Origin of the sequence: Streptomyces sp. NBC_01477, assembly GCF_036227245.1 — a bacterium.
GTDB lineage: Bacteria > Actinomycetota > Actinomycetes > Streptomycetales > Streptomycetaceae > Actinacidiphila.
Map to the genome: position 1 here is coordinate 1,637,603 of NZ_CP109445.1, position 17,724 is coordinate 1,655,326.

Genomic DNA, 17,724 nt, shown 5'->3' on the forward strand with positions numbered 1-17,724 from the left:
TTCTCCGCGCCTCCACCGATGGTCAATTCATGGAAAAGAAAATCTGCGAGTCGTCAGAGCCGGCGTCAGACGCGTGGACATCGCACCGAACGTCGCAAGTCCGTACCGTCAGCGGCACCTTCGCAGGGCCGGAACCGACCTGCCGCGCCCAGGACTTGGTGACCTCACTGCCGCACCGGGCCGAGCACACCCCGCGCGCGGGTCACCGTGGGTGGACTCCGACCGCCGCAGCGTGATCATTGTCAGGCCGGGCTCAGCGGGTCAGCGCCGCCAACGAGCTTCGGCATTCGGGACAGACACCAGCCCGTTCGTTCAGGACGTCGGCAAACCACGCAGCCGCCAACGCCGCTACCACCGCGGCGGCAACCCCCAGTCCAACAGGGTGGATCGCTGCCGGCCAGGCCACGAGCCAGCGCCGGTAGCCCTTCCAGGGGTCCACCGCGGTGAAGCAGGCGACGACCGATACGATCACGGCGACCAACTGTGTCACCGCGACCAACAGGGCGGCCCTCCCCCAGAACTTCCGCCCGACCGGCTTCACCGCCCGGTCGCAGTTTCGGCAGAACCCACCCCTGGCGACGTCGGCCGCCGACCCTGATTGCACCCCGTCCCCAGTCCCTGGCCGGCTGTGCAGCACCTCGGTCGCCCCGACCCGAGCAGTGCCCTCCGGCTCCGCCTGATCGCGGCTCACCCGCACCCTGGCCCCCGAAATTTCAATGCCATCCCCCACTCTCATACGACAGTCGGGCCGATTGTCCACCCCACGCCCAGCCCCAGGCACCTGGACCGCGAGATCCATGGCCGACGGATACCGGCGTCACCGATCCGGAGTCCCTCACACTTTGCCCTCGGAGCTGCGGGCCTCTTCGTGGTCCGGATTCAGTATCGGACCCTTCCGCTTTCCGGCAACAGGCAAGGTGATCAGCAGCACAGCTGCTCCGCGGAGGGCGATGACCGCGATCCAGCCCGCACCTACGTGCGTGGCATGACCAAACGCATTGTCAGCAGCCTGCGCAAGAGTGGGCCGGTGGACAGCGGTGACGACATGGCGGGCCTGTTCGGCGGAAACTCGCGCCTGATCCTGCACCGGACCGGGTGCACCCTCCAGCGAGGGTTCGATCGCACGTCGGTACGTGATCGACATGATCGTGCCGCCTACGGCGATTCCGATCACGCTGCCGGTTTGTCGCACGGTGTTGGCGACGGCCGATCCTGCACCGGCCTGTTCCAACGGCAGGTTCCTGAGCAAGGCGGGAGGGTCACCTCCCCGTCGGTCACGTGCTGCGCCAGGCCGGCGGGCGGGCACGTCCTGCGACGGGTCCTTCCGTACCGCGTGCGCGTTGTCGGGGTGGTGGACGCCGCCTCGCGACGAGCTCGACGCCGGTGAACGCCGAACGCAGCAGCCACCAGGCGAGCAGCGCACCGCCGAGCACCAGCGCGGGACCGGCCGGGGAACGCCGCTCGAACTGCTCGTGCAGTAGCCAGAAAACCGCGACCGTCGCCCTGATGGGACCAGGAATGCCCCTTTCCCATACATCGATGGTCGACGACATACGGGGGCATGGCCACGACGACCGACGGATCCGGTCGTCGAACGCGTGGGTTGGCCGCATCGGCGCTGACGCCAGTGGCTAACGCTTCGGCCGGGCGAGCATGCAGTGGAAAACAAGCGTCTCCGGATGCGAGTCAGCCGGGGACAGCTCCCGGAGCCGGTCCCGGAGCGTGGCCTCGAAGGCTGCCTGGCGGTCGCCGAGCACCACGGGATTGCAGAATGACGTCGAGTAGAGATATCCGACGATCTCGTCGGCCGTCCAGACCTTCTCGGCGGTGTACTGCCGGGACTCCAAAACGAAACCGGCCAGCTCCAGGCAGTCGTCGTGGCGGCCCGCCGCGACGAATGGCTGGTTCCCCGCGCGGCGCCGCTCGCCGACGTATTCGCGGATCGTCCGCACCGCGACGGCGTGCCAGGGCGCCCGCTCGTCCCACACGTCGCTGCCGCCGCCGAGCAGGCCGAAGACACCAGTGTCGGTCAGCCAGGTCCGGACCCGCCCGGCGAGCAGTTCGCGGTCCATCCAGTGGAAGGACGATCCCGCGACCACGAGGTCGGCGGACCCGGCCGGCAGGTCGAGGGACTCGGCCGCCCCCACCGTCCACGTGACGTTGCGGATCTGCCGCTCGGTGGCCTTGCGCTCGGCGACGGCGGCCATGTCCGGATCGATGTCGATCGCCGTCACCGTATCGAACGACGCGCTCAGGGGCAGGGCGACCTCGCCGGTGCCGCAGCCGAGGTCCACAAGCCGCCGTCCGTGCGGGCCGACGCTGAGATCGACCAGGTCGGCCAGCATCCGGTCGGGATATACGGGGCGGTATCGCGCGTAGTAATCGGCGGTACCGGCAAAGATCGGCGAGTTCATCGTCCTCCGTCGTTCCTCCACAGCGGCTGGCCGGACTTCGGGACCGTATCAGCGGGCGGAATAAGAGTGCGTAGGAGTTTTGTCGTCACCTGAACGTGTGGCGGTGGGGCATCCCGGCCGTTCGGCGGCCATGGGCATGGTGGGCTGGTCGGCGTGAGCGAGCGCAAGCCCTACACGACCGACGTGAGCAACGAGCAGTGGGCGCTGGTCGAGCCGGTGATCGCCGCGTGGGAGGCCGCGCATCCCTCGGTCAGCGGCCATCAAGGCCGCTACGCGATGCGGGAGATCGTCAACGCACTGGCTCTACCAGGGCCGGACCGGTTGCCAGTGGGAACTGCTCCCGCACGACTTCCCGCCGCCCGGCGCGGTGAAGTACTACTTCTACACCTGGCGTGACGACGGCACCGACCGGACCATTCACGACCTGCTGCGCTGGCAGGTGCGGGAAATGGCGCGTCGGAAGGCGGACCCGAGCCCGGTAGTGCTCGACACCCAGGGCATGCGCCCGGCGGCCGCAGTGCCCGCTGAGTCGACGGGGCGCGACGCGGCAAAAAAGTACCGGGCCGCAAGCAGAGCCTGGCCGTTGACGTTCTGGGGCTGGTGATCGCGGTGGTGGCGGCCGCGTCGGCGCACGAGAACGCCATCGGCATCGCGCTGCTGGACAAGGTCGCCGCCGGCACCGACACCGTTCAGAAGGCCCTGGTCGACCAGGGCTTCAAGAACGCCGTCGTCGCGCACGGGGAGAAGGTGGGCATCGGGGTGGAAGTCGTGGAGCGCAATCCCGCGCGGACCGGGTTCGTTCCCCAGGCCAAGCGGTGGGTCGTGGAGCGCGCCTATGGGATCTTGATGCTGCACCGCAGGCTGGTACGCGACTACGAGCACCGGCCCCGCAGTTCGGAGTCGCGGGTGTACTGGGCGTGACCGCGGTGATACTGCGCCGCCTGACCGGGGCGACTGCACCGGCCTGGCGCACCGCGTGACCGGCGGGGAGCTGACCCTCGGCGCGGTGCCGGCACGGCTGGAGGAGCGGGAACGGGAGATTACCGCGCAGGCCGAGACAATGCGGGAACAGATCACGCGGCTGACCGCACAGCTCGACGAACTCGGCCGGGCCGCCGAAGACGTCCGGATCACCCGCAAGACGCTGCTGGGGCTGCCCGACCCTGCGGGTGCCGATAAATCATCCGGCCAGGTCACGGTCTTGATCGCCGGTCTCCGGCTGTGCCGCTCCTCACCCTCGATGTCTTCACCTGCGGGGGGCATGAAGGCATCATGATCTGTTGTGCTGCTGCGTCTGGCCTACCTCGCCGCGACCAACGCCCTCGCCTTCCTGCGCCTGCTGCCGGTGAGCAATCGGGACAAGGACATCGAGATCCTTGCACTCCGACACCAGCTGCTGGTCCTGCAGCGCCAGGTCGGCAAGCCCGCCTTCACCAACACCGACCGCGCGATCCTCGTCGGCCTGCTCCACCTCCTACCGATGGACAAGCTGCGCCGACTCCTACTGCCGGCACGCCCCGACACGATCATGCGCTGGCACCGCAACCTGCTCGAACGGCGCCATGCCGCCACCTGCGCACCGAAACGGCGAGAACGCCCGCCCACCGTCCGCTCGATCCACGCCCTGATCCTGCGCCTCGCCCGAGAGCACAGCTCCTGGGGATACCGGCGCATCCACGGCGAGCCCGCGGCCCTGGGTATCAAGGTCACCGCGTCCACCGTCTGGGAAATCCTCAAGGAACACGGCGTTCCACCCGCGCCGGATCGTCAGAACACCACGTGGGCCGACTTCCTGCGCAGCCAGGCCGGCGCCCTGCTCGCCTGCGACTTCTCCGAAACCCGCACCCTCACCCGGGGCACGCCTGTACGTCTTCGCCGTCATCGAGCACTCCACCCGGCACATCCGGATCCTGGGCGCAACCACACACCCCACCGCCCAGTGGGTCGTGCAGCTTGGACGCAACCTCGTCACGGACCGGGAGGATGCGGGCAGCAGAGCCAGGTTTCTCATCCGCGACCGCGACTCGAAGTTCACGCCCGCCCTCGACGCCGTACTCGCCGACACCGGACTCGAGATCGTCAAGAGCGGTGTCCGGATCCCGCTAATGAACTCCATCATAGAGCGCTGGACACAGACCTGCCGACGCGAACTCCTCGACAAAACCCTGATCTGGAACCAGAGCCACCTTCGCGATGCGCTCCGCGAGTTCGCGACCTTCTACAACGAGCACCGACCGCACCGCACCCTGCAGCAAGCCGCACCGCTCCGCCCACTACCCACCCCGATCAGCGCGCCACGGCACACCAGGCACCTGAAGGTCCGCCGACGCGACCGACACGGCGGAACCCTCCACGAGTACCAACACGCCGCCTGACCAGGCCGGATGATCAATCGGCACCCGCAGGTCTGGTCAAGAATCCGGCCGCCCAGGTCATGCGAGACGCGGCCGATCTGATGATCAAGTTTGGTTCCCGTTCGGACTGTCGCCCAGCGACCGTACGCGCCTGTCTGTTCCCTCGGAATCCGGCGAAGGTCAGACGCCCAGGTCCTGTCTCTGCTGAGCTAGGACAGGCAACCAGACAGATGCCATTGCGGCGGCAGCACAACAGGGGGCGTGATGACCTCACCAACACCGGATGATCCGTCCGTAGAGCCGGATATTGAGGCGGACGAGTCGACTGAGACGGAAGCGTCAGCTGACCCTTCCGAAGGTGCAGGCGACGGAGGCGAAGCGCCTTCCGTGGAGGAGGTGTCGGCCCAGGTGCGTCGAAGGGAGTGGATTTCCTCATGGGGGCCCTTCCTTGCCGGTATAGCGGCCACACTCGGACTGGTTCTTTCGTCAATTGCTACGTTTGTCTCTGTTGCAACCCTAAATGACCAGCGACGCTCCACGCAGGACCAAGACAAGCGCGAGCAGCTTCAACTGTCGAAGAGCGTCAGCTACTGGGTCGATGGCTCGAATTTTTACATCGCGAACCAATCCGATGCACCCATAACCTCGGTTGATGCGCTTGTGGAATTCGCGAATATACAAAAGGAAACGAAAGAAGATGAGCCAGCAGTCGCCGTTCAAGTTATTTTTCCGAGCATCCCGGCATGCACCCTAGCTGGCTTCGACTTGAAGGCTTACGCGAAGTCATGGAAAGCGGAGCCGGGTCAGATTGAAAAGCTGGCTGTGCCGGACCCGCAGGAAATGGCAGCCCCGGACGTCTTCTTTCACGACGTCAACGGAAATAATTGGCGACTCACCTGGGAAGGCGTAGCCCCGTCCGACATTAAAGGCTACCCCCCTTATGGTATTCCTTTCCTTGACATGAAACCCGACCTGGATAAAATCACCATTGCGTATTTTGGTGGCCCTGAGTTCAAGCCGTTCACTTCCGCCCCCGGATGCGCCTAAGCCACGCCTGAGCCCCCAGGTTTCAGAGCGTGTCTGAGAGCCTCTCGGCATGAGTTACGACCTGGCTGTCTGGGAAGGCGACCGGCCGACGGACGACAGGAGTGCCCGCCGGACCTTCAGCGATCTTTACGAGCGCTACAGCGCTACCTCGACGGTGAGATCGAGGTGGCTCCGTCGGAACGCTGCCCCTGCCGAAAACCTCATCCGCCCTGGTGGGCGCCGGTTTGTGGGCTGCGAGGGGGCTCGGGTACGGACGCTCGAAGTGGGCACTCCCGCACGGCTGCTGCCCGCCCCGGCATGATGGTCGATTGTGCTGCTGCGACTGGCCTACCCCACCGTGACGAACGCGTTCGCTCTACTGCGCCTGCTGCCGATGACCGACCGGGACACGCGGAGATCCTCGCCCTGCGCCATCAGGTCACCTTGCTGGAACGTCAACTCGACAAGGAGAAGGTTCGGTTCGCCACGAGCGATCGGGCGTTCCTGGCAGCCTTGCTGCACCGGCTGCCGATGCAGGTGCTGCGCCAAGTGCGGCTGCTGGTGCGGCCGGACACGGTGCTGTGCCGGCACCGGGACCTGGTCGCCCGCCGCCACGCTGCCGTATCCCGGCCCAAGCGCCCGGGAAGGCCGCGGACCGTGCACTCCATCCGCGCCCTGGTCCTCCGCCTCGCCCGGGAGAATCCCCACTGGGGCTACCGCCGCGTCCACGGTGAACTCCGCGTTCTCGGGATGCAGGCGGCCGCGTCCACCGTCTGGGAGATACTCAAGGACGCCGGCATCGACCCGGCACCCGAGCGGGCCTCCAGCACCTGGGCCGACTCCCTGCACACCCAAGCCGACGCCCTGCTGGCCTGCGACTTCCCCGAGACAGTCACCCTGTCCGGGACGCGGCTGTATGCGTTCGCCATGATCGAGCACGCCAGCCGCCGGATCCGGATCCTCGGTGCCACCGCACACCCGACCGCATCCTGGGTGACCCAGGCCGCGAAGAACCTCGTCATGGACCTCGAAGACGCCGACTGCCGGGCGCGGTTCCTGATCCGGGACCGGGACCGAGAGTTCCCCGCCCTGTTCGACGCCCTCCTCAACGATGCGGGGATCCAGGTGGTGCTCAGCGGCGTGCAGATGCCGCGCATGAACTCGATCACGGAACGGTCGGTACAGACCTGCCGGCGCGAACTGCTCGACCGCACCCTGATCTGGAACCAACGGCACCTGCTCCACGCACTACGGGAGTTCGAAGACCACCACAACTCCCACCGACCCCATCAGGGCATCGCCAACGCCCGCCCGCTCCACCCGTTGCCAACGCAGATCGCCGATCCGGACAAGACTGCCCACCTCGACATACGACGACGCGAGCGACTCGGCGGCATCCTGCACGAGTACCAACATGCCGCCCGACCTCGGCGGATGAGGTTTTCGGCAAGGGCAACGTCGCGTGCGGCGGGCCGAAAGAGACGGGATGCCGGCGTCCGACTCCGCCTCGCGCAGCCGGGACGCGCGCCTGCCCCGTGACGTCACCCCGTGGAGGTCAGGAGGACGCGGGACGCGTCGCGGTGACCGCCACAGCGGTGTACTTCATAATGAAGCTGCCGCCCATGGCGTCCATCGCGGCGCCGACCTCCGTCATGACCCTTTCCAGCTTCTCGGGTTTGAATTGGCCGTGGTCCCCCAGGGTGGGCAGCTGGTCGAGCCACTCGTCCTTGCTGTAGACGTACTCCCACTCGACCTGCCACTGCTCGGGCTCGTCGAGCCCGCCGGCCTTGCGGATGCCCTCGATCGTCTTGGTGAGCAGCGGCGAGCTGCTGACGGGCGGCGGCGGCACGCTGTAGGCCCGCGTGACCAGTGCGTCCGGCGCCACCTCGACGTAGATCTTCCGGAAGGCCTCGCGGACCTCCGCCGGGGGTTCCGCGACGTTCCAGAACGCGGCGAAGCGTCCCGACGGACGCAGTACCGACGCCGCCTTGGCCGCACCCACCTCGGGGTCCACCCAGTGCCATGCCTGGCCCGAGATGAGACCGTCGAAGCGCCGGTCAGCCGGATCCCATTCCTCGAACCGCGCGATTTCGATGTCTGTGCCGTGGTGCCGCGCGAACTCCGCCATCCGGGCGTCCGGTTCCACTCCGAGAACCGTGCATCCGGCCGCTTGGAATTGACGCGCTTCGATACCCGTGCCCGCGCCTACATTCAATAGCTCTCTCCCCGGGAACGACCGCGCCATGCGGTCCACCAGGCTGTCCGGATAACGAGGTCGGGTCCGATCGTAGCGTTCTGCGTCCAGGCCGTAGTTCTCGGCCGTGCCACGCTGCCGATGGAGTTCTCCGCCGAGCTTCGAGTTCACCATGGATCGACCTTAGTGGGCGCGCGCCCACTACGTCAACCCAGGGTTGCCACCCGCTTTCAGCAGGACATGCCCGCACTCACCAGAGGACCGGAAGAGAGCGCAGACTCCTGATGAGTGTGGATTGGGTGTAGGTGATCTCGTCAGCGGGAACGGCGAGCCGCAGTCCGGGGATCGCCGGGAAGAGGGCGGCGAACGCGACTTCCAGTTCGATCTGGGCGAGCTGCGCCCCCACGCAGCGGTGCATCCCGTGTCCGAACGTCAGATGCGCCGCGGAGTCCTCGCGGGTGACGTCGAAGCGGTCCGGGTCCCGGAACGCCGCCGGGTCGAAGTTGGCAGCCGTATTGCACGCGACGACCACGCTGTGGGCGGGGATGGTGGTGCCGCCCAGGTCCACGTCGGCCGTGGTGGCGCGGATCAGTCCGGTGTGCGGGTCGACGCCGGGGGTGACGTGGCGCAGCACCTCGGAGACGGCGGCGGGCACGGCCCGCGGGTCGCGGCGTACCGCGGCCAGCTGGTCCGGGTTGTCCAGCAGCGCCAGCAGCCCCTTGCCGAGCATGGTCGCGGTCGTTTCGTAGCCGGCCAGCAGAAGACCGCAGCCGAGGGTGACCAGCTCCTCGTTGTCGAGGCGGCCCTGCTCGTCGCGGGCGGTGACAAGACCGTGGAGCAGGCTGCCGTCCGGGGTGGTGCGTTTGTCGTCGACCAGCCCGCCCATGTAGTCGAACAGGGAGCGCAGCGCCGCCATCGCTTCCTGCGGCTGCGTCCCGGGGGCGCTGACGCGGTCGGCCCAGGCGCGGAAGCGTTCCCGGTCCGAGTAGGGGACGCCGAGGATCTCGCAGATCACGGCGATCGGTAAGGGGTAGGAGAGCCCCTCCGCCAGGTCCGCGGGCGGCCCGGCCGCCTTCATCGTCCCGATCAGCTCGTCGGCGATCTGCTGGATGCGGGGACGAAGACCGCGCATCCTGCGGGCGCTGAACTCCCCGGTGACGAGGCGGCGCAGCCGGGAGTGCTCCGGCGGGTCCATGTCGAGGATGCCGGGTTTGGTGAAGATCACGGCCGAGCTCATCACGGCGCCGAGCCGCCGCGCCTCGACGCGGCTGAACCGCGGATCGGCGAGGACGGTGCGCACCTGGGCCATTCCGGTTACCAGCCAGGCTTCGCGGCCGTCCCGCATCGTGATTCTGCGTACGGGCTTTTCCCGCCACATCTCATTGACCTGCTTCGGCACCGTGTACCCCGGGGTGGCGCCGGTACCGGAATTACCACTCCGAGCCGGTCCGGGCGAAGTCGTCTCCAGATTTTCAGCCATGCTCGTGACACTAGCAAATGCCTGCCCACCTGATCAACACACCAACACAATAAGAAAATGGACGCCCATGGCGGGCACCGGCGGCCGGGACCCCGTTCGCAGCTTCGGTCGCGCGCGTTCCCACTGGTCACGAATGAGTTCGGAAAGACGGCAGACGAACCATTCGGGAATGCAACCCCGAAAAATAGGGGGATGACTTCGGGTCGCTCCCGCAACAGAATACCGGAGAACGCGTGACAGGCATTTTTCCTTTTCGGCGCAATGACACGTGCAGGCGTCTGCGGACCGGAGGTGTTCAACCGTTGGAGATCAAGGAAATGGCCATAGCTGGCGCATTCCGCATCATCCCGGACAAGTACCATGACCGCCGAGGCTGTTTCTTCGAGGCCTTCCGGACCGAGGCACTCCAGCGCGCGACCGGCTTCCCCTTCCACGTCCGCCAGGGGAACGTCTCGGTCAGCAGGCACTGGACCATCCGCGGCGTCCACGGCACCGGAGGCGATTCCGGCGAGGCCAAGCTGATCAGCTGCGCGCGCGGTGCAGTGCTCGATGTCGTGGTCGATCTGCGGGTGGGCTCGCCGGCCTTCGGCACGTTCGAGGCCGCTCCCCTCACCGAGGACTCCGGCGAACTCGTCTTTCTGGTCCCCGGTCTCGGCCACGCCTACCAGGCGCTCGCCGACGACACCCGGATCACCTACCTGTGCGCGGAGCAGTTCGTCCCGGGCTCCCAGATCGACGTCAACCCGCTGGACCCCGAACTCGCCCTGCCCTGGGACCTCTCCGAGGAACCGGTCATCTCCGACAAGGACAGGGCCGCACCGGGCCTGCGTCAGGCAGCGGCGTCCGGGATACTCCCCCGCTACGCCGGCCCCGCCTGAGGGGCAGGGAGAAGCAACCGTGCTGCCCTCGCCCAGGAACCGACCGCTCGTAGCCGTACTCGGCGCATCCGGCTTTCTCGGCGCCGCGGTCACCGCCGAACTCGTCGACGCCCCCGTACGCCTTCGGCTCGTCTCCCGCGATCGGAAACTTCCGCTGCCCGCCTCCTCGGCTGAGACGCACCTCGCGGACCTCACCGATCCACGCGCGGTACGGGACGCCGTCGACGGTGCGGATGCCGTCATCCATCTGGCGGCCCATCTCCCCGACGGGCGCTCGTGGCGTGCCCCGGGCAACGGCTCCGAGCGGCTGAGCACGGGCCTGCTCGACACGCTCGTCCGCTCCGTACGCGGCAAGCCGCCCATCGTCGTGTTCGCCAGCACCGTCCAGGCGGCGGCCCCCGAGGGAGCACCGCTCAACGACTACGTGCGGGAGAAGATCGCGGCCGAGAAGGTGCTCCTGGAGGCGACCCGCAACGGCGCGGTACGCGGGATCGTGCTCCGTCCCGCCACCGTCTACGGGAGTACCCCGCTGACCGGGGCGACGGGCCGCGGCGTGATCGCTGCGATGGCCCGCAAGGCCTTCGCCGGCGAACCCATCACCATGTGGCACGACGGCACCGTCGAGCGGGACCTGGTGCACGTCACCGACGCGGCGCGCGCCTTCGTCTCCGCGATGCGCGCGCCGGAGGTGCTCAGCGGCGCAAGCTGGCCGGTGGGCAGCGGGCGGTCCGCACGGCTCGGGGAGGTGTTCGGCACGCTCGCCGAACTGGTCGCCGCGCGGACCGGACGCCCGCCCGTACCCGTCGTCACCGTGGCACCGCCGGATTGGGCGGACGCCGTCGACTTCGGGAACGTGCGCACCGATCCATCGTCCTTCTCCGCGGCCACGGGCTGGCAGCCACGCGTCCGGCTGCACGACGGCCTCGCCGGCGTGGCGGACGCGCTCTGCTCTTGACCCTTCCGAGGGGCTCACGCCCCTCCGGAGGGCCGTCGTTACTGCGGGAAGCCGGCGGCGAGGACGGCGAGGCGGTCGGTCACCTCGGCGGGGCTCGGCTGGGCAAGGATCTCGTCACGCAGCGCCGTGGCGGCAGGTGTGATCCGATCACTGGTCAGGAGTGAGGCGACCGCGTCCGCGAGCGCGCCGACGGTCGCGTCCTGCCGGTTGACCACGATGCCGGCGCCCGTCGAGGCGAGCCGGGTGCAGCAGGTCTGCACGTCACGCGTGGCCGCGATGCCGAGCTGCGGGACCCCGTAGTACCCGGCCGTCATGATCGTGCCCGCTCCGCCGTGGTGCACGACCGCGTCGCAGGACGGCATGATCGCGTTGAGGGGGACGTTCTCCACCACGGTCGTGCCCGGTGGCAGGTCGGGGACCAGGGCGCGGTCGGCTTTCGTGACCGCGAGAACGATCTCGACGTCGTGCTCGTGGAGCGTCTTGACGACGTCGGCGACCGGGAACGCCTCGATACCGTCCCGAATCACCAGCATCGAGCCCCAGGTGAGGAGCACCCGCCGCTTCTTCGCGGGCGCGAGAACCGAGGGCGGCAGCACGTTGGTGCCGTTGTAAGGGACGAACCGCAGCGGGATCCGCGACGGAATCTCGCAGATCTGCATGCTCTCCAGCCACGGATCGACCGCCGTGACGGCGTTCTCCGTGCGCGGCTCGCATCCATGGCGCGCGTACAGTTCGCGCAGGGGTTCGGGCCAGTCGTCCGGTGCCATCCCGCATCCCGGGTAGCCGTACCCGGAGCCGCGCAGCAGGTCCGGACCCCAGAGGTGGTGGACCAGCGGTGCGTCTGCCGCCGCTGCCGCCAGGGGCGCGGCGAGCACGAGCGGGTCGGCGACGACCAGGTCGGGACCCCAGTCTCGGGCCAGGGACACGACGTCGTCCGCGGCCTCCACGGCGAACCGGACCTGGGCGTCGACCAGCGTCCGATACAGCGCGGGCGGGGCGCCTGGCGTGGTCTCGACCGGTCCCCTCTGCCGGTGCCGCGCCAGTTCCTCGGTCATGTCGAAGGACTTGGCGATGGTGACCATCGACATTCCAGAACTCACGACGACCGATTCACCCCAGGGCTGCGCCGCGACGCAGACATCGTGACCGGCACCACGGCAGGCCCACATCAACGGCACCATCGGAAAATAGTGCGACGGCGCGGAAGCCGGAATGAACAGCATGCGCATCCGATACCCGACCATTCTCGTCAGCAGATGTAGCAGTGGGCCCCCAGCGTCGCTTCTCCGCAGCCGTTGCGGCAAGCCTTGCTGATCGGGGTACCGCCGCACGGAAGCATCTGGTATGGGAACTGCGGGCTATTGACAAGGTGAACACAGGCCCCATAGTGGGCAGGTACCCACTCCGGTCCCGATGCGGACCCTGGTGATGCCGGGACTCCGCCTGGAACTTGTTCATTGCAGTGAGGGGCAGTGATCCTGTGTCAGTCGGACATGCATCCTGGAAATGCTTGCTCGTAGCGGCGTCCATGACGGTCACCGGCCTGGCCGCCACGTCGATGCCCGCGACGGCGGCGGACGAGGTGTCGCAGGGCGTGAGTTGCGCGTCGTACTCACTACCGGTCCGTCTCTCCGATCCGGGAGAGGCGACCGAGACCATGTGGGGTGAACTGTGTCGGCCCGCCGATCGCCGCCCCAGCACCGTGCAGTTACTCGTGCACGGTGGGTTCTACAATCACGCCTACTGGGATTTCCCGGTCGGCAACGGCTATTACTCCTATGTGCGCCATGCGGTCGCGGCCGGGTACGCCACCTTCAACGTGGACCCGATCGGCTCGGGCAAGAGCTCCCACCCCGAGAGCGGCGTGGTCACCGGCGACGCCGGGACCGTCGCGCTGCACGACGCCGTCACCGCCCTGCGCAAGGGGACGGTCGGCGGGCAGGCGTTCACGAAGGTGCTCTGGGTGGGACACGCGCTCGGCTCGTTCTACGCGTGGCGCGAGATACCGCGGTACGGCGACGTGGACGGAGCAATCCTCACCAGCGCCCTGAACAGCTACAACCCCGATCATGCCGCGATCGTGAGCTCCAACTCGTATCCGGCGGTCCAGGACCCGAAATTCGCGAACAGCGGTTATGACGACGGGTACGTGACCACCAAGCCCGGCACGCGCGGCGCCATGTTCTACTACCCGGCCACGACCGACCCGGCGGTGGTGGCGAAGGACGAGGAGACCAAGGACGTCCAGCCGATCGCGGTGACCCAGCCTGTGGCTCCGCCGTACGGCATCACGGTGCCGGTGCTCGTCGTCGCGGGTGCGAAGGACTGGCTGGAGTGCCAGGGGGTGACCGCGTACGACTGCGACGACCCGAGCAGCGTGCGCGCCCACGAGTCGCAGTACTACCCACCGGAGGCGAAGCTCGAGGTGGCGGTGGTCCCACAGACGGGTCACGATCTGGCGCTGGCGACGACCGCGCCGGCCACGAGCGCCCTCATGTTGGCGTGGGCCAAGGGGATCGCGGCTCCGTAGGGCAGCCCGTCGCGCTGTCCGGCCGGCTCGGTCGACGTGGCGGCCGGACACGCCCGATGCGGTCCAGGAGGCGCGGCTCAGGACGTGTACGCGTACTCCGACCCGTCGCGGATGGCGTCGACGAGCTCGGTCTGGCGGAGCGAGTCGGCGTTCTGGGCGGCCAGGTCGCGTGCGTCGCCGCCTTCGCCGGACAGTACGGCGGCGGCGAAGGCGGCGACGATGTTCGCGAACTGGTCTCCCGCGGAGAGGGTGATCTCCTCGACCCCGTCCTTCCGCTCGACCCGCACGGTGGGGCGATGGTCCGGCGGCGGCGTGAAGGCCCGGTCGAGCCGGAGGCGTCCGGTCGAGCCCCGCAGCTCATAGGCGCTGCAATAGGAGTGCTCCATGCCGAAGTGGAGCTGCGCGGTGACACCGGCCGGGTCGGACAGCAGCACGCTGCCGCCCACCGCGGCGCCCCGCGCCCGCTCGACGCGGAGCACCCCGCCTACGAGACGCAGGCGCGCCCCGAGGAACCGCAGTGCGGCACGGAGGGGATAGACCCCGATGTCCACCAGGGCGCCGCCCCCGACATCAGGCAGGTAGCGGGGGTCCTCCGGTGGCCTCGGCGGGATCGTGAACGTGCCCTCGAAGGAGCGGAGTTCACCGATGGCTCCGCCGGAGACGAGTTCGTCGACGTGGCGATGCTGCGGATGATGCAGGAACATCATGTTCTCCAGCAGCAGGCGCCCGCGTTCGCTCGCGAGGTCGAATAGGTGTGCGGTCTCCGAGGACCGGGTGGTGAGCGGCTTTTCGGCGAGTACGTGCTTTCCCGCCAGGAGCGCACGCTCCACCCACTCGCTGTGCAGTGCGGCAGGCAGCGGAATGTAGACGGCGTCCACGTCGTCCCGCTTCAGCAGTTCCGCGTAGCCTTCCACGGCTGCTCCACCGAAACTGTCGGTGAATCGCTGCGCCTTCGCCAGAGCACGGCTCGCCACAGCCCGTATCTCAATGGAAGGTTCAGCCCGCATCGCCGGCAGTGTCCGCCGCCACGCGATGTCGGCGCAACCCAGCACGCCGAATCTCACTGGCCCCGGTCGCTGTTCCGAGAACATGGTCGAGGCTAACACCGGAGCCGCGGGCAGGGAAACCCCCGCGAAATCGGGGATTGCTCGGCCCCGACAGCCTTCGGAAAAGTGATGTCCGGTTCTTACAGGAAGAGGTAATCAGGTATGGCCGCCCAGATTCGACTTCCACTCGACCCACCGCATCCGGCTCGGCCGCAGCACAACCTACGGGCGCTGCAGAAACAGGCTCCGGTGCACCGGGTCAGCACTGCCGTGGGGGACCCTGCCTGGCTCGTGACCGGATATCAGGAGATCAAGCAGCTGCTCGCCGATCCGCGTCTCGGTCGCAGCCATCACGATCCCGAGAACGCATCGCGCAGTGGCGCGTCGGAGCTGCTCGACGGTCCGCGCGGCGACTACGACACCGAGCAGAGCTGGATCGCGACGATGCGCTCGCGGCTCCAGCCGTTCTTCTCGGCGGGGCATGTGAAGGCGATGCGCCCCCGGGTCGAGGCGCTGACCGGCGAACTCCTGGACCGTCTGGAGAAGCAGGGCCCGCCTGCGGATCTGGCCGAGGCCCTCGCGCTGCTCCTGCCACGGGAGGTGATAGGCGAACTCCTGGGCGTCCCGGTGGAGGAGAGAGAGCTCCTGGACGAGTGGACGACAGCGGTGAGCGACGCCCGCGACCGGGAGCGCTCAGCGGCCGGTCTTGCCGCCCTGCACCGCTACGGCCACGAACTGGCCGCCCGTAAGCGCGCGCACCCGACGCAGGACGTCGTCTCCTGGCTGTGCGAGGACGGCACCCTCTCCGACGACCAGGTCGCGCAGCTCGCGATGGGTGTGCTGTTCGCCGGCTACGAGACCACCGCGACGGCGCTGTGCGTCGGCACGGCGCTCCTGCTGGACTCTCCGGAGCAGTGGCGGGCACTGCGCGAGAACCCCGCACTCGCGCCCACCGCGGCGGAGGAGAGCGTGCGGGTCGTCAGCCGGCTGCTGCCCCCGGTCATCCGGTACACGCGTGAGGACCTGGAGATCGCCGGGGCCGAGGTGCGGCGCGGCGAGCTGGTGATGCTCGACATCTACGCCGCGACCCATGACGAGGACGTCTTCCCCGACCCCGACCGGTTCGACATCACCCGCGAGGACAACCCGCACCTCTGCTTCGGCTTCGGACTGCGGTACTGCATCGGGGCTCCCCTCGCCCGGCTCGAACTGCAGTCCGCCCTGCGCCAGTTGACCGCGCGTTTTCCGCGGATGCGGCTGACGGTCCCGGTCGAGGACCTGACGGTCCGCCCGGGTTCGTTCGCCGCCATTCCCACGTCCATCCCTGTCACCTGGTAGGCCCCCCGGCGGGTCGACGGATGAAGACCGAGAGGAACCCGTATGAGCCTGACGCCGGATGCGCTGCGAGCGGCCGTCGACCGGGTCGCTCCCCCCATGCTCGGGATCACCAGCACCCCCGGCGCCCTCATCAGCGTCGGTTCCGCGGGTGAGACCCCGCTGACCATGCCGTACGGCCTCGCCGACGTGGAGAGCGGCGCCCCGGTGACCGTGTCGCACACCATGCGCGTGGGCAGCCTCGGCAAACTCCTGGTGGCCACCGCGATCATGCGCCTGGCCGACTCCGGCGCGCTCGACCTGGATGCGCCCATCGACGCGTATCTGCCTTTCCCCGTGGTCAATCCGCTCGGGGGCACGATCACGTTGGCGAAGGCGCTGTCCATGGTGAGCGGCGCCGCCACGGACGGATACGACTGGGTCGCTCGGCCCGACCCGGCGATGCGTTACATCGAGCGCGTGGTCAAGCGCGGTGTCGTCCACGAGTACGGCACGGACGCGCCCCGCTTCACGAGTTCGGCGGACGCGAGCGGCTGGCAGTCGTCCTCGTTCATGTACCAGGTGGCCGCGTTGACGGCCGAGGCGGTGACGGGGACACCGTTGGGCGAGTACGTGAAGGCCGAGATCCTCGACCCGCTCGACATGCACTCCACCGCCTGGCTCGACAGCCCTGACTGGGACGAGGTACGGAGCCGCTGCACGACGGGGCACATGGTGTTCGGCGACCGCGCCGTCCCGCTGCCGTGGCACGAGTGCGGTACCTACCACGCGGTCGGAGCGGTCATGTCCTGCGCCGACTACACACGGCTGATGCTGGCGCTGACCGGCCGCGAGGGCCTGTTCGGCGGCGATGTCGCGAAGGAGATCCTGCGGCCGCGCACGACGGCGCGGGACGGGAGCCGGGTGGGTTTCGGTGTCCATCTCTCCGGAGATCCGGAGGCGGCCGACCACTGCGTCCGCTCGGTGGGCCACTACGCGTTCGGATGGTGGTCCGTCTCGCTCGCCTACCCGAACGCGGCACAACCGTTCTGCGTCACCGTGAGCACCAACCTCGCGGACCAGCGTGACGTCTTCAACCCGCCCGACCAGTACTTCTTCGGCATCCTCGCGCAGGAGATCGCACGCTGGATGCTCGACGGTGAGACCGACACGCGCAGCCTGCCCAGCCACGCCGAGTGGAACGCGTACACGATGGGGCTCGTGGCCGCCGACAGGTTCGCCGGGCTGCTGGGGGCGGAACTCGACAAGGAGCAGATCTCCCGGATGGCCAAGGGGTCGCGGGGGGTCGGAGCATCCTCCGCCGCGGCGTTCGACGAGGCGCGCTTCGTCGAGGGCTACCTGGACATGCAGGCCGCGGTGCGCGAGCAGCGCATCGACGCGTACCTGGACACGGACTGCCCGGTCGGTGGCCTGTTCCGCAAGCTCGCGCGCAGGCAGTGGGGAAGCAAGGGGTTCGAGGAGCCGTCGCCGGTGCGCTTCTGGTCCGACAGGCGGGCGTGACCTGGCCCCGGT

At 68.4% G+C, this 17,724-nt stretch carries 15 protein-coding genes and 3 pseudogenes; 10 read left to right on the forward strand and 8 right to left on the reverse strand.

Annotated elements, in window-relative coordinates:
- Positions 1 to 253 precede the first annotated feature (253 nt).
- From OHA86_RS06290 to OHA86_RS06300, 3 genes are all read right to left on the reverse strand, one after another.
- Positions 254 to 472, reverse strand: coding sequence for a hypothetical protein (locus OHA86_RS06290; RefSeq protein WP_329173210.1), 219 nt, complete (start codon positions 470 to 472; stop codon positions 254 to 256).
- A 363-nt stretch (positions 473 to 835) separates the two neighbouring features.
- The gene (locus OHA86_RS06295) at positions 836 to 1,249 is read right to left on the reverse strand and encodes a hypothetical protein (protein ID WP_329173212.1); all 414 of its coding nucleotides are present in this window, start codon (positions 1,247 to 1,249) and stop codon (positions 836 to 838) included.
- Between the two features lie 382 nt (positions 1,250 to 1,631).
- Complete coding sequence (locus tag OHA86_RS06300; RefSeq protein WP_329173215.1) at positions 1,632 to 2,414, reverse strand: class I SAM-dependent methyltransferase; 783 nt, start codon at positions 2,412 to 2,414, stop codon at positions 1,632 to 1,634.
- A gap of 153 nt (positions 2,415 to 2,567) precedes the next feature.
- Here OHA86_RS06300 and OHA86_RS06305 point away from each other — a divergent pair.
- Both OHA86_RS06305 and OHA86_RS06310 read left to right on the forward strand, forming a co-directional pair.
- Positions 2,568 to 3,394, forward strand: a pseudogene (locus tag OHA86_RS06305) (IS5 family transposase).
- Positions 3,391 to 3,690, forward strand: coding sequence for a hypothetical protein (locus OHA86_RS06310; RefSeq protein WP_329173216.1), 300 nt, complete (start codon positions 3,391 to 3,393; stop codon positions 3,688 to 3,690). The pseudogene OHA86_RS06305 and the gene OHA86_RS06310 overlap by 4 nt, the downstream one beginning before the upstream one ends.
- Here OHA86_RS06310 and OHA86_RS06315 read toward each other — a convergent pair.
- Positions 3,685 to 3,885, reverse strand: a complete 201-nt coding sequence (locus OHA86_RS06315; RefSeq protein ID WP_329182687.1) for a hypothetical protein — start codon at positions 3,883 to 3,885, stop codon at positions 3,685 to 3,687. The genes OHA86_RS06310 and OHA86_RS06315 overlap by 6 nt on opposite strands.
- Before the next feature lie 9 nt (positions 3,886 to 3,894).
- On the opposite strand from OHA86_RS06315, the pseudogene OHA86_RS06320 reads away from it, so the two are divergent.
- From OHA86_RS06320 to OHA86_RS06330, 3 genes and pseudogenes are all read left to right on the forward strand, one after another.
- Positions 3,895 to 4,789, forward strand: a pseudogene (locus OHA86_RS06320) (integrase core domain-containing protein).
- Between the two features lie 243 nt (positions 4,790 to 5,032).
- Positions 5,033 to 5,815 carry a hypothetical protein gene (locus OHA86_RS06325; protein WP_329173218.1) on the forward strand — a complete coding sequence of 261 codons (783 nt, stop codon included), beginning with the start codon at positions 5,033 to 5,035 and terminating at the stop codon, positions 5,813 to 5,815.
- Positions 5,816 to 6,125: 310 nt separating this feature from the next.
- Positions 6,126 to 7,216: pseudogene (locus OHA86_RS06330) on the forward strand (integrase core domain-containing protein); the annotation flags it as partial.
- Between the two features lie 133 nt (positions 7,217 to 7,349).
- Here the strand turns inward: OHA86_RS06330 and OHA86_RS06335 are convergent.
- Positions 7,350 to 8,162, reverse strand: coding sequence for a class I SAM-dependent methyltransferase (locus OHA86_RS06335; RefSeq protein WP_329173220.1), 813 nt, complete (start codon positions 8,160 to 8,162; stop codon positions 7,350 to 7,352).
- A gap of 76 nt (positions 8,163 to 8,238) precedes the next feature.
- Positions 8,239 to 9,468: a cytochrome P450 gene (locus OHA86_RS06340; protein ID WP_329173221.1), complete on the reverse strand. Its 1,230-nt coding sequence runs from the start codon at positions 9,466 to 9,468 to the stop codon at positions 8,239 to 8,241.
- A 302-nt stretch (positions 9,469 to 9,770) separates the two neighbouring features.
- Between OHA86_RS06340 and OHA86_RS06345 the strand changes: the two genes are divergently transcribed.
- Positions 9,771 to 10,346: a dTDP-4-dehydrorhamnose 3,5-epimerase family protein gene (locus OHA86_RS06345; RefSeq protein ID WP_329173223.1), complete on the forward strand. Its 576-nt coding sequence runs from the start codon at positions 9,771 to 9,773 to the stop codon at positions 10,344 to 10,346.
- Between the two features lie 19 nt (positions 10,347 to 10,365).
- Complete coding sequence (locus tag OHA86_RS06350; RefSeq protein ID WP_329173224.1) at positions 10,366 to 11,301, forward strand: NAD-dependent epimerase/dehydratase family protein; 936 nt, start codon at positions 10,366 to 10,368, stop codon at positions 11,299 to 11,301.
- A gap of 38 nt (positions 11,302 to 11,339) precedes the next feature.
- Here OHA86_RS06350 and OHA86_RS06355 read toward each other — a convergent pair whose 3' ends face one another.
- Positions 11,340 to 12,545 (reverse strand): glycosyltransferase, encoded by a 1,206-nt coding sequence (locus OHA86_RS06355; RefSeq protein WP_329173225.1) that lies wholly within the window; start codon positions 12,543 to 12,545, stop codon positions 11,340 to 11,342.
- Between the two features lie 266 nt (positions 12,546 to 12,811).
- On the opposite strand from OHA86_RS06355, the gene OHA86_RS06360 reads away from it, so the two are divergent.
- Entirely contained in the window at positions 12,812 to 13,831 is a 1,020-nt protein-coding gene (locus OHA86_RS06360) for an alpha/beta hydrolase (RefSeq protein ID WP_329173226.1), read from the forward strand.
- A gap of 77 nt (positions 13,832 to 13,908) precedes the next feature.
- Here the strand turns inward: OHA86_RS06360 and OHA86_RS06365 are convergent, their stop codons facing one another.
- Positions 13,909 to 14,922, reverse strand: a complete 1,014-nt coding sequence (locus OHA86_RS06365; protein WP_329173228.1) for a Gfo/Idh/MocA family protein — start codon at positions 14,920 to 14,922, stop codon at positions 13,909 to 13,911.
- Positions 14,923 to 15,168: 246 nt separating this feature from the next.
- Between OHA86_RS06365 and OHA86_RS06370 the strand changes: the two genes are divergently transcribed.
- Complete coding sequence (locus tag OHA86_RS06370) at positions 15,169 to 16,215, forward strand: cytochrome P450 (RefSeq protein WP_329173230.1); 1,047 nt, start codon at positions 15,169 to 15,171, stop codon at positions 16,213 to 16,215.
- A 42-nt stretch (positions 16,216 to 16,257) separates the two neighbouring features.
- On the forward strand, positions 16,258 to 17,712 hold the full coding sequence (locus OHA86_RS06375; RefSeq protein WP_329173232.1) for a serine hydrolase domain-containing protein: 1,455 nt from the start codon (positions 16,258 to 16,260) through the stop codon (positions 17,710 to 17,712).
- Positions 17,713 to 17,724 lie beyond the last annotated feature (12 nt).

Bases quoted from the DNA above. Each gene is read 5' to 3' on its own strand.
- OHA86_RS06375 (WP_329173232.1), top strand. From the start codon at position 16,258: ATGAGCCTGACGCCGGATGCGCTGCGAGCGGCCGTCGACCGGGTCGCT.
- OHA86_RS06335 (WP_329173220.1), bottom strand. From the start codon at position 8,162: ATGGTGAACTCGAAGCTCGGCGGAGAACTCCATCGGCAGCGTGGCACG.
- OHA86_RS06340 (WP_329173221.1), bottom strand. From the start codon at position 9,468: ATGGCTGAAAATCTGGAGACGACTTCGCCCGGACCGGCTCGGAGTGGT.
- OHA86_RS06365 (WP_329173228.1), bottom strand. From the start codon at position 14,922: ATGTTCTCGGAACAGCGACCGGGGCCAGTGAGATTCGGCGTGCTGGGT.
- OHA86_RS06355 (WP_329173225.1), bottom strand. From the start codon at position 12,545: ATGGTCGGGTATCGGATGCGCATGCTGTTCATTCCGGCTTCCGCGCCG.
- OHA86_RS06325 (WP_329173218.1), top strand. From the start codon at position 5,033: ATGACCTCACCAACACCGGATGATCCGTCCGTAGAGCCGGATATTGAG.
- OHA86_RS06300 (WP_329173215.1), bottom strand. From the start codon at position 2,414: ATGAACTCGCCGATCTTTGCCGGTACCGCCGATTACTACGCGCGATAC.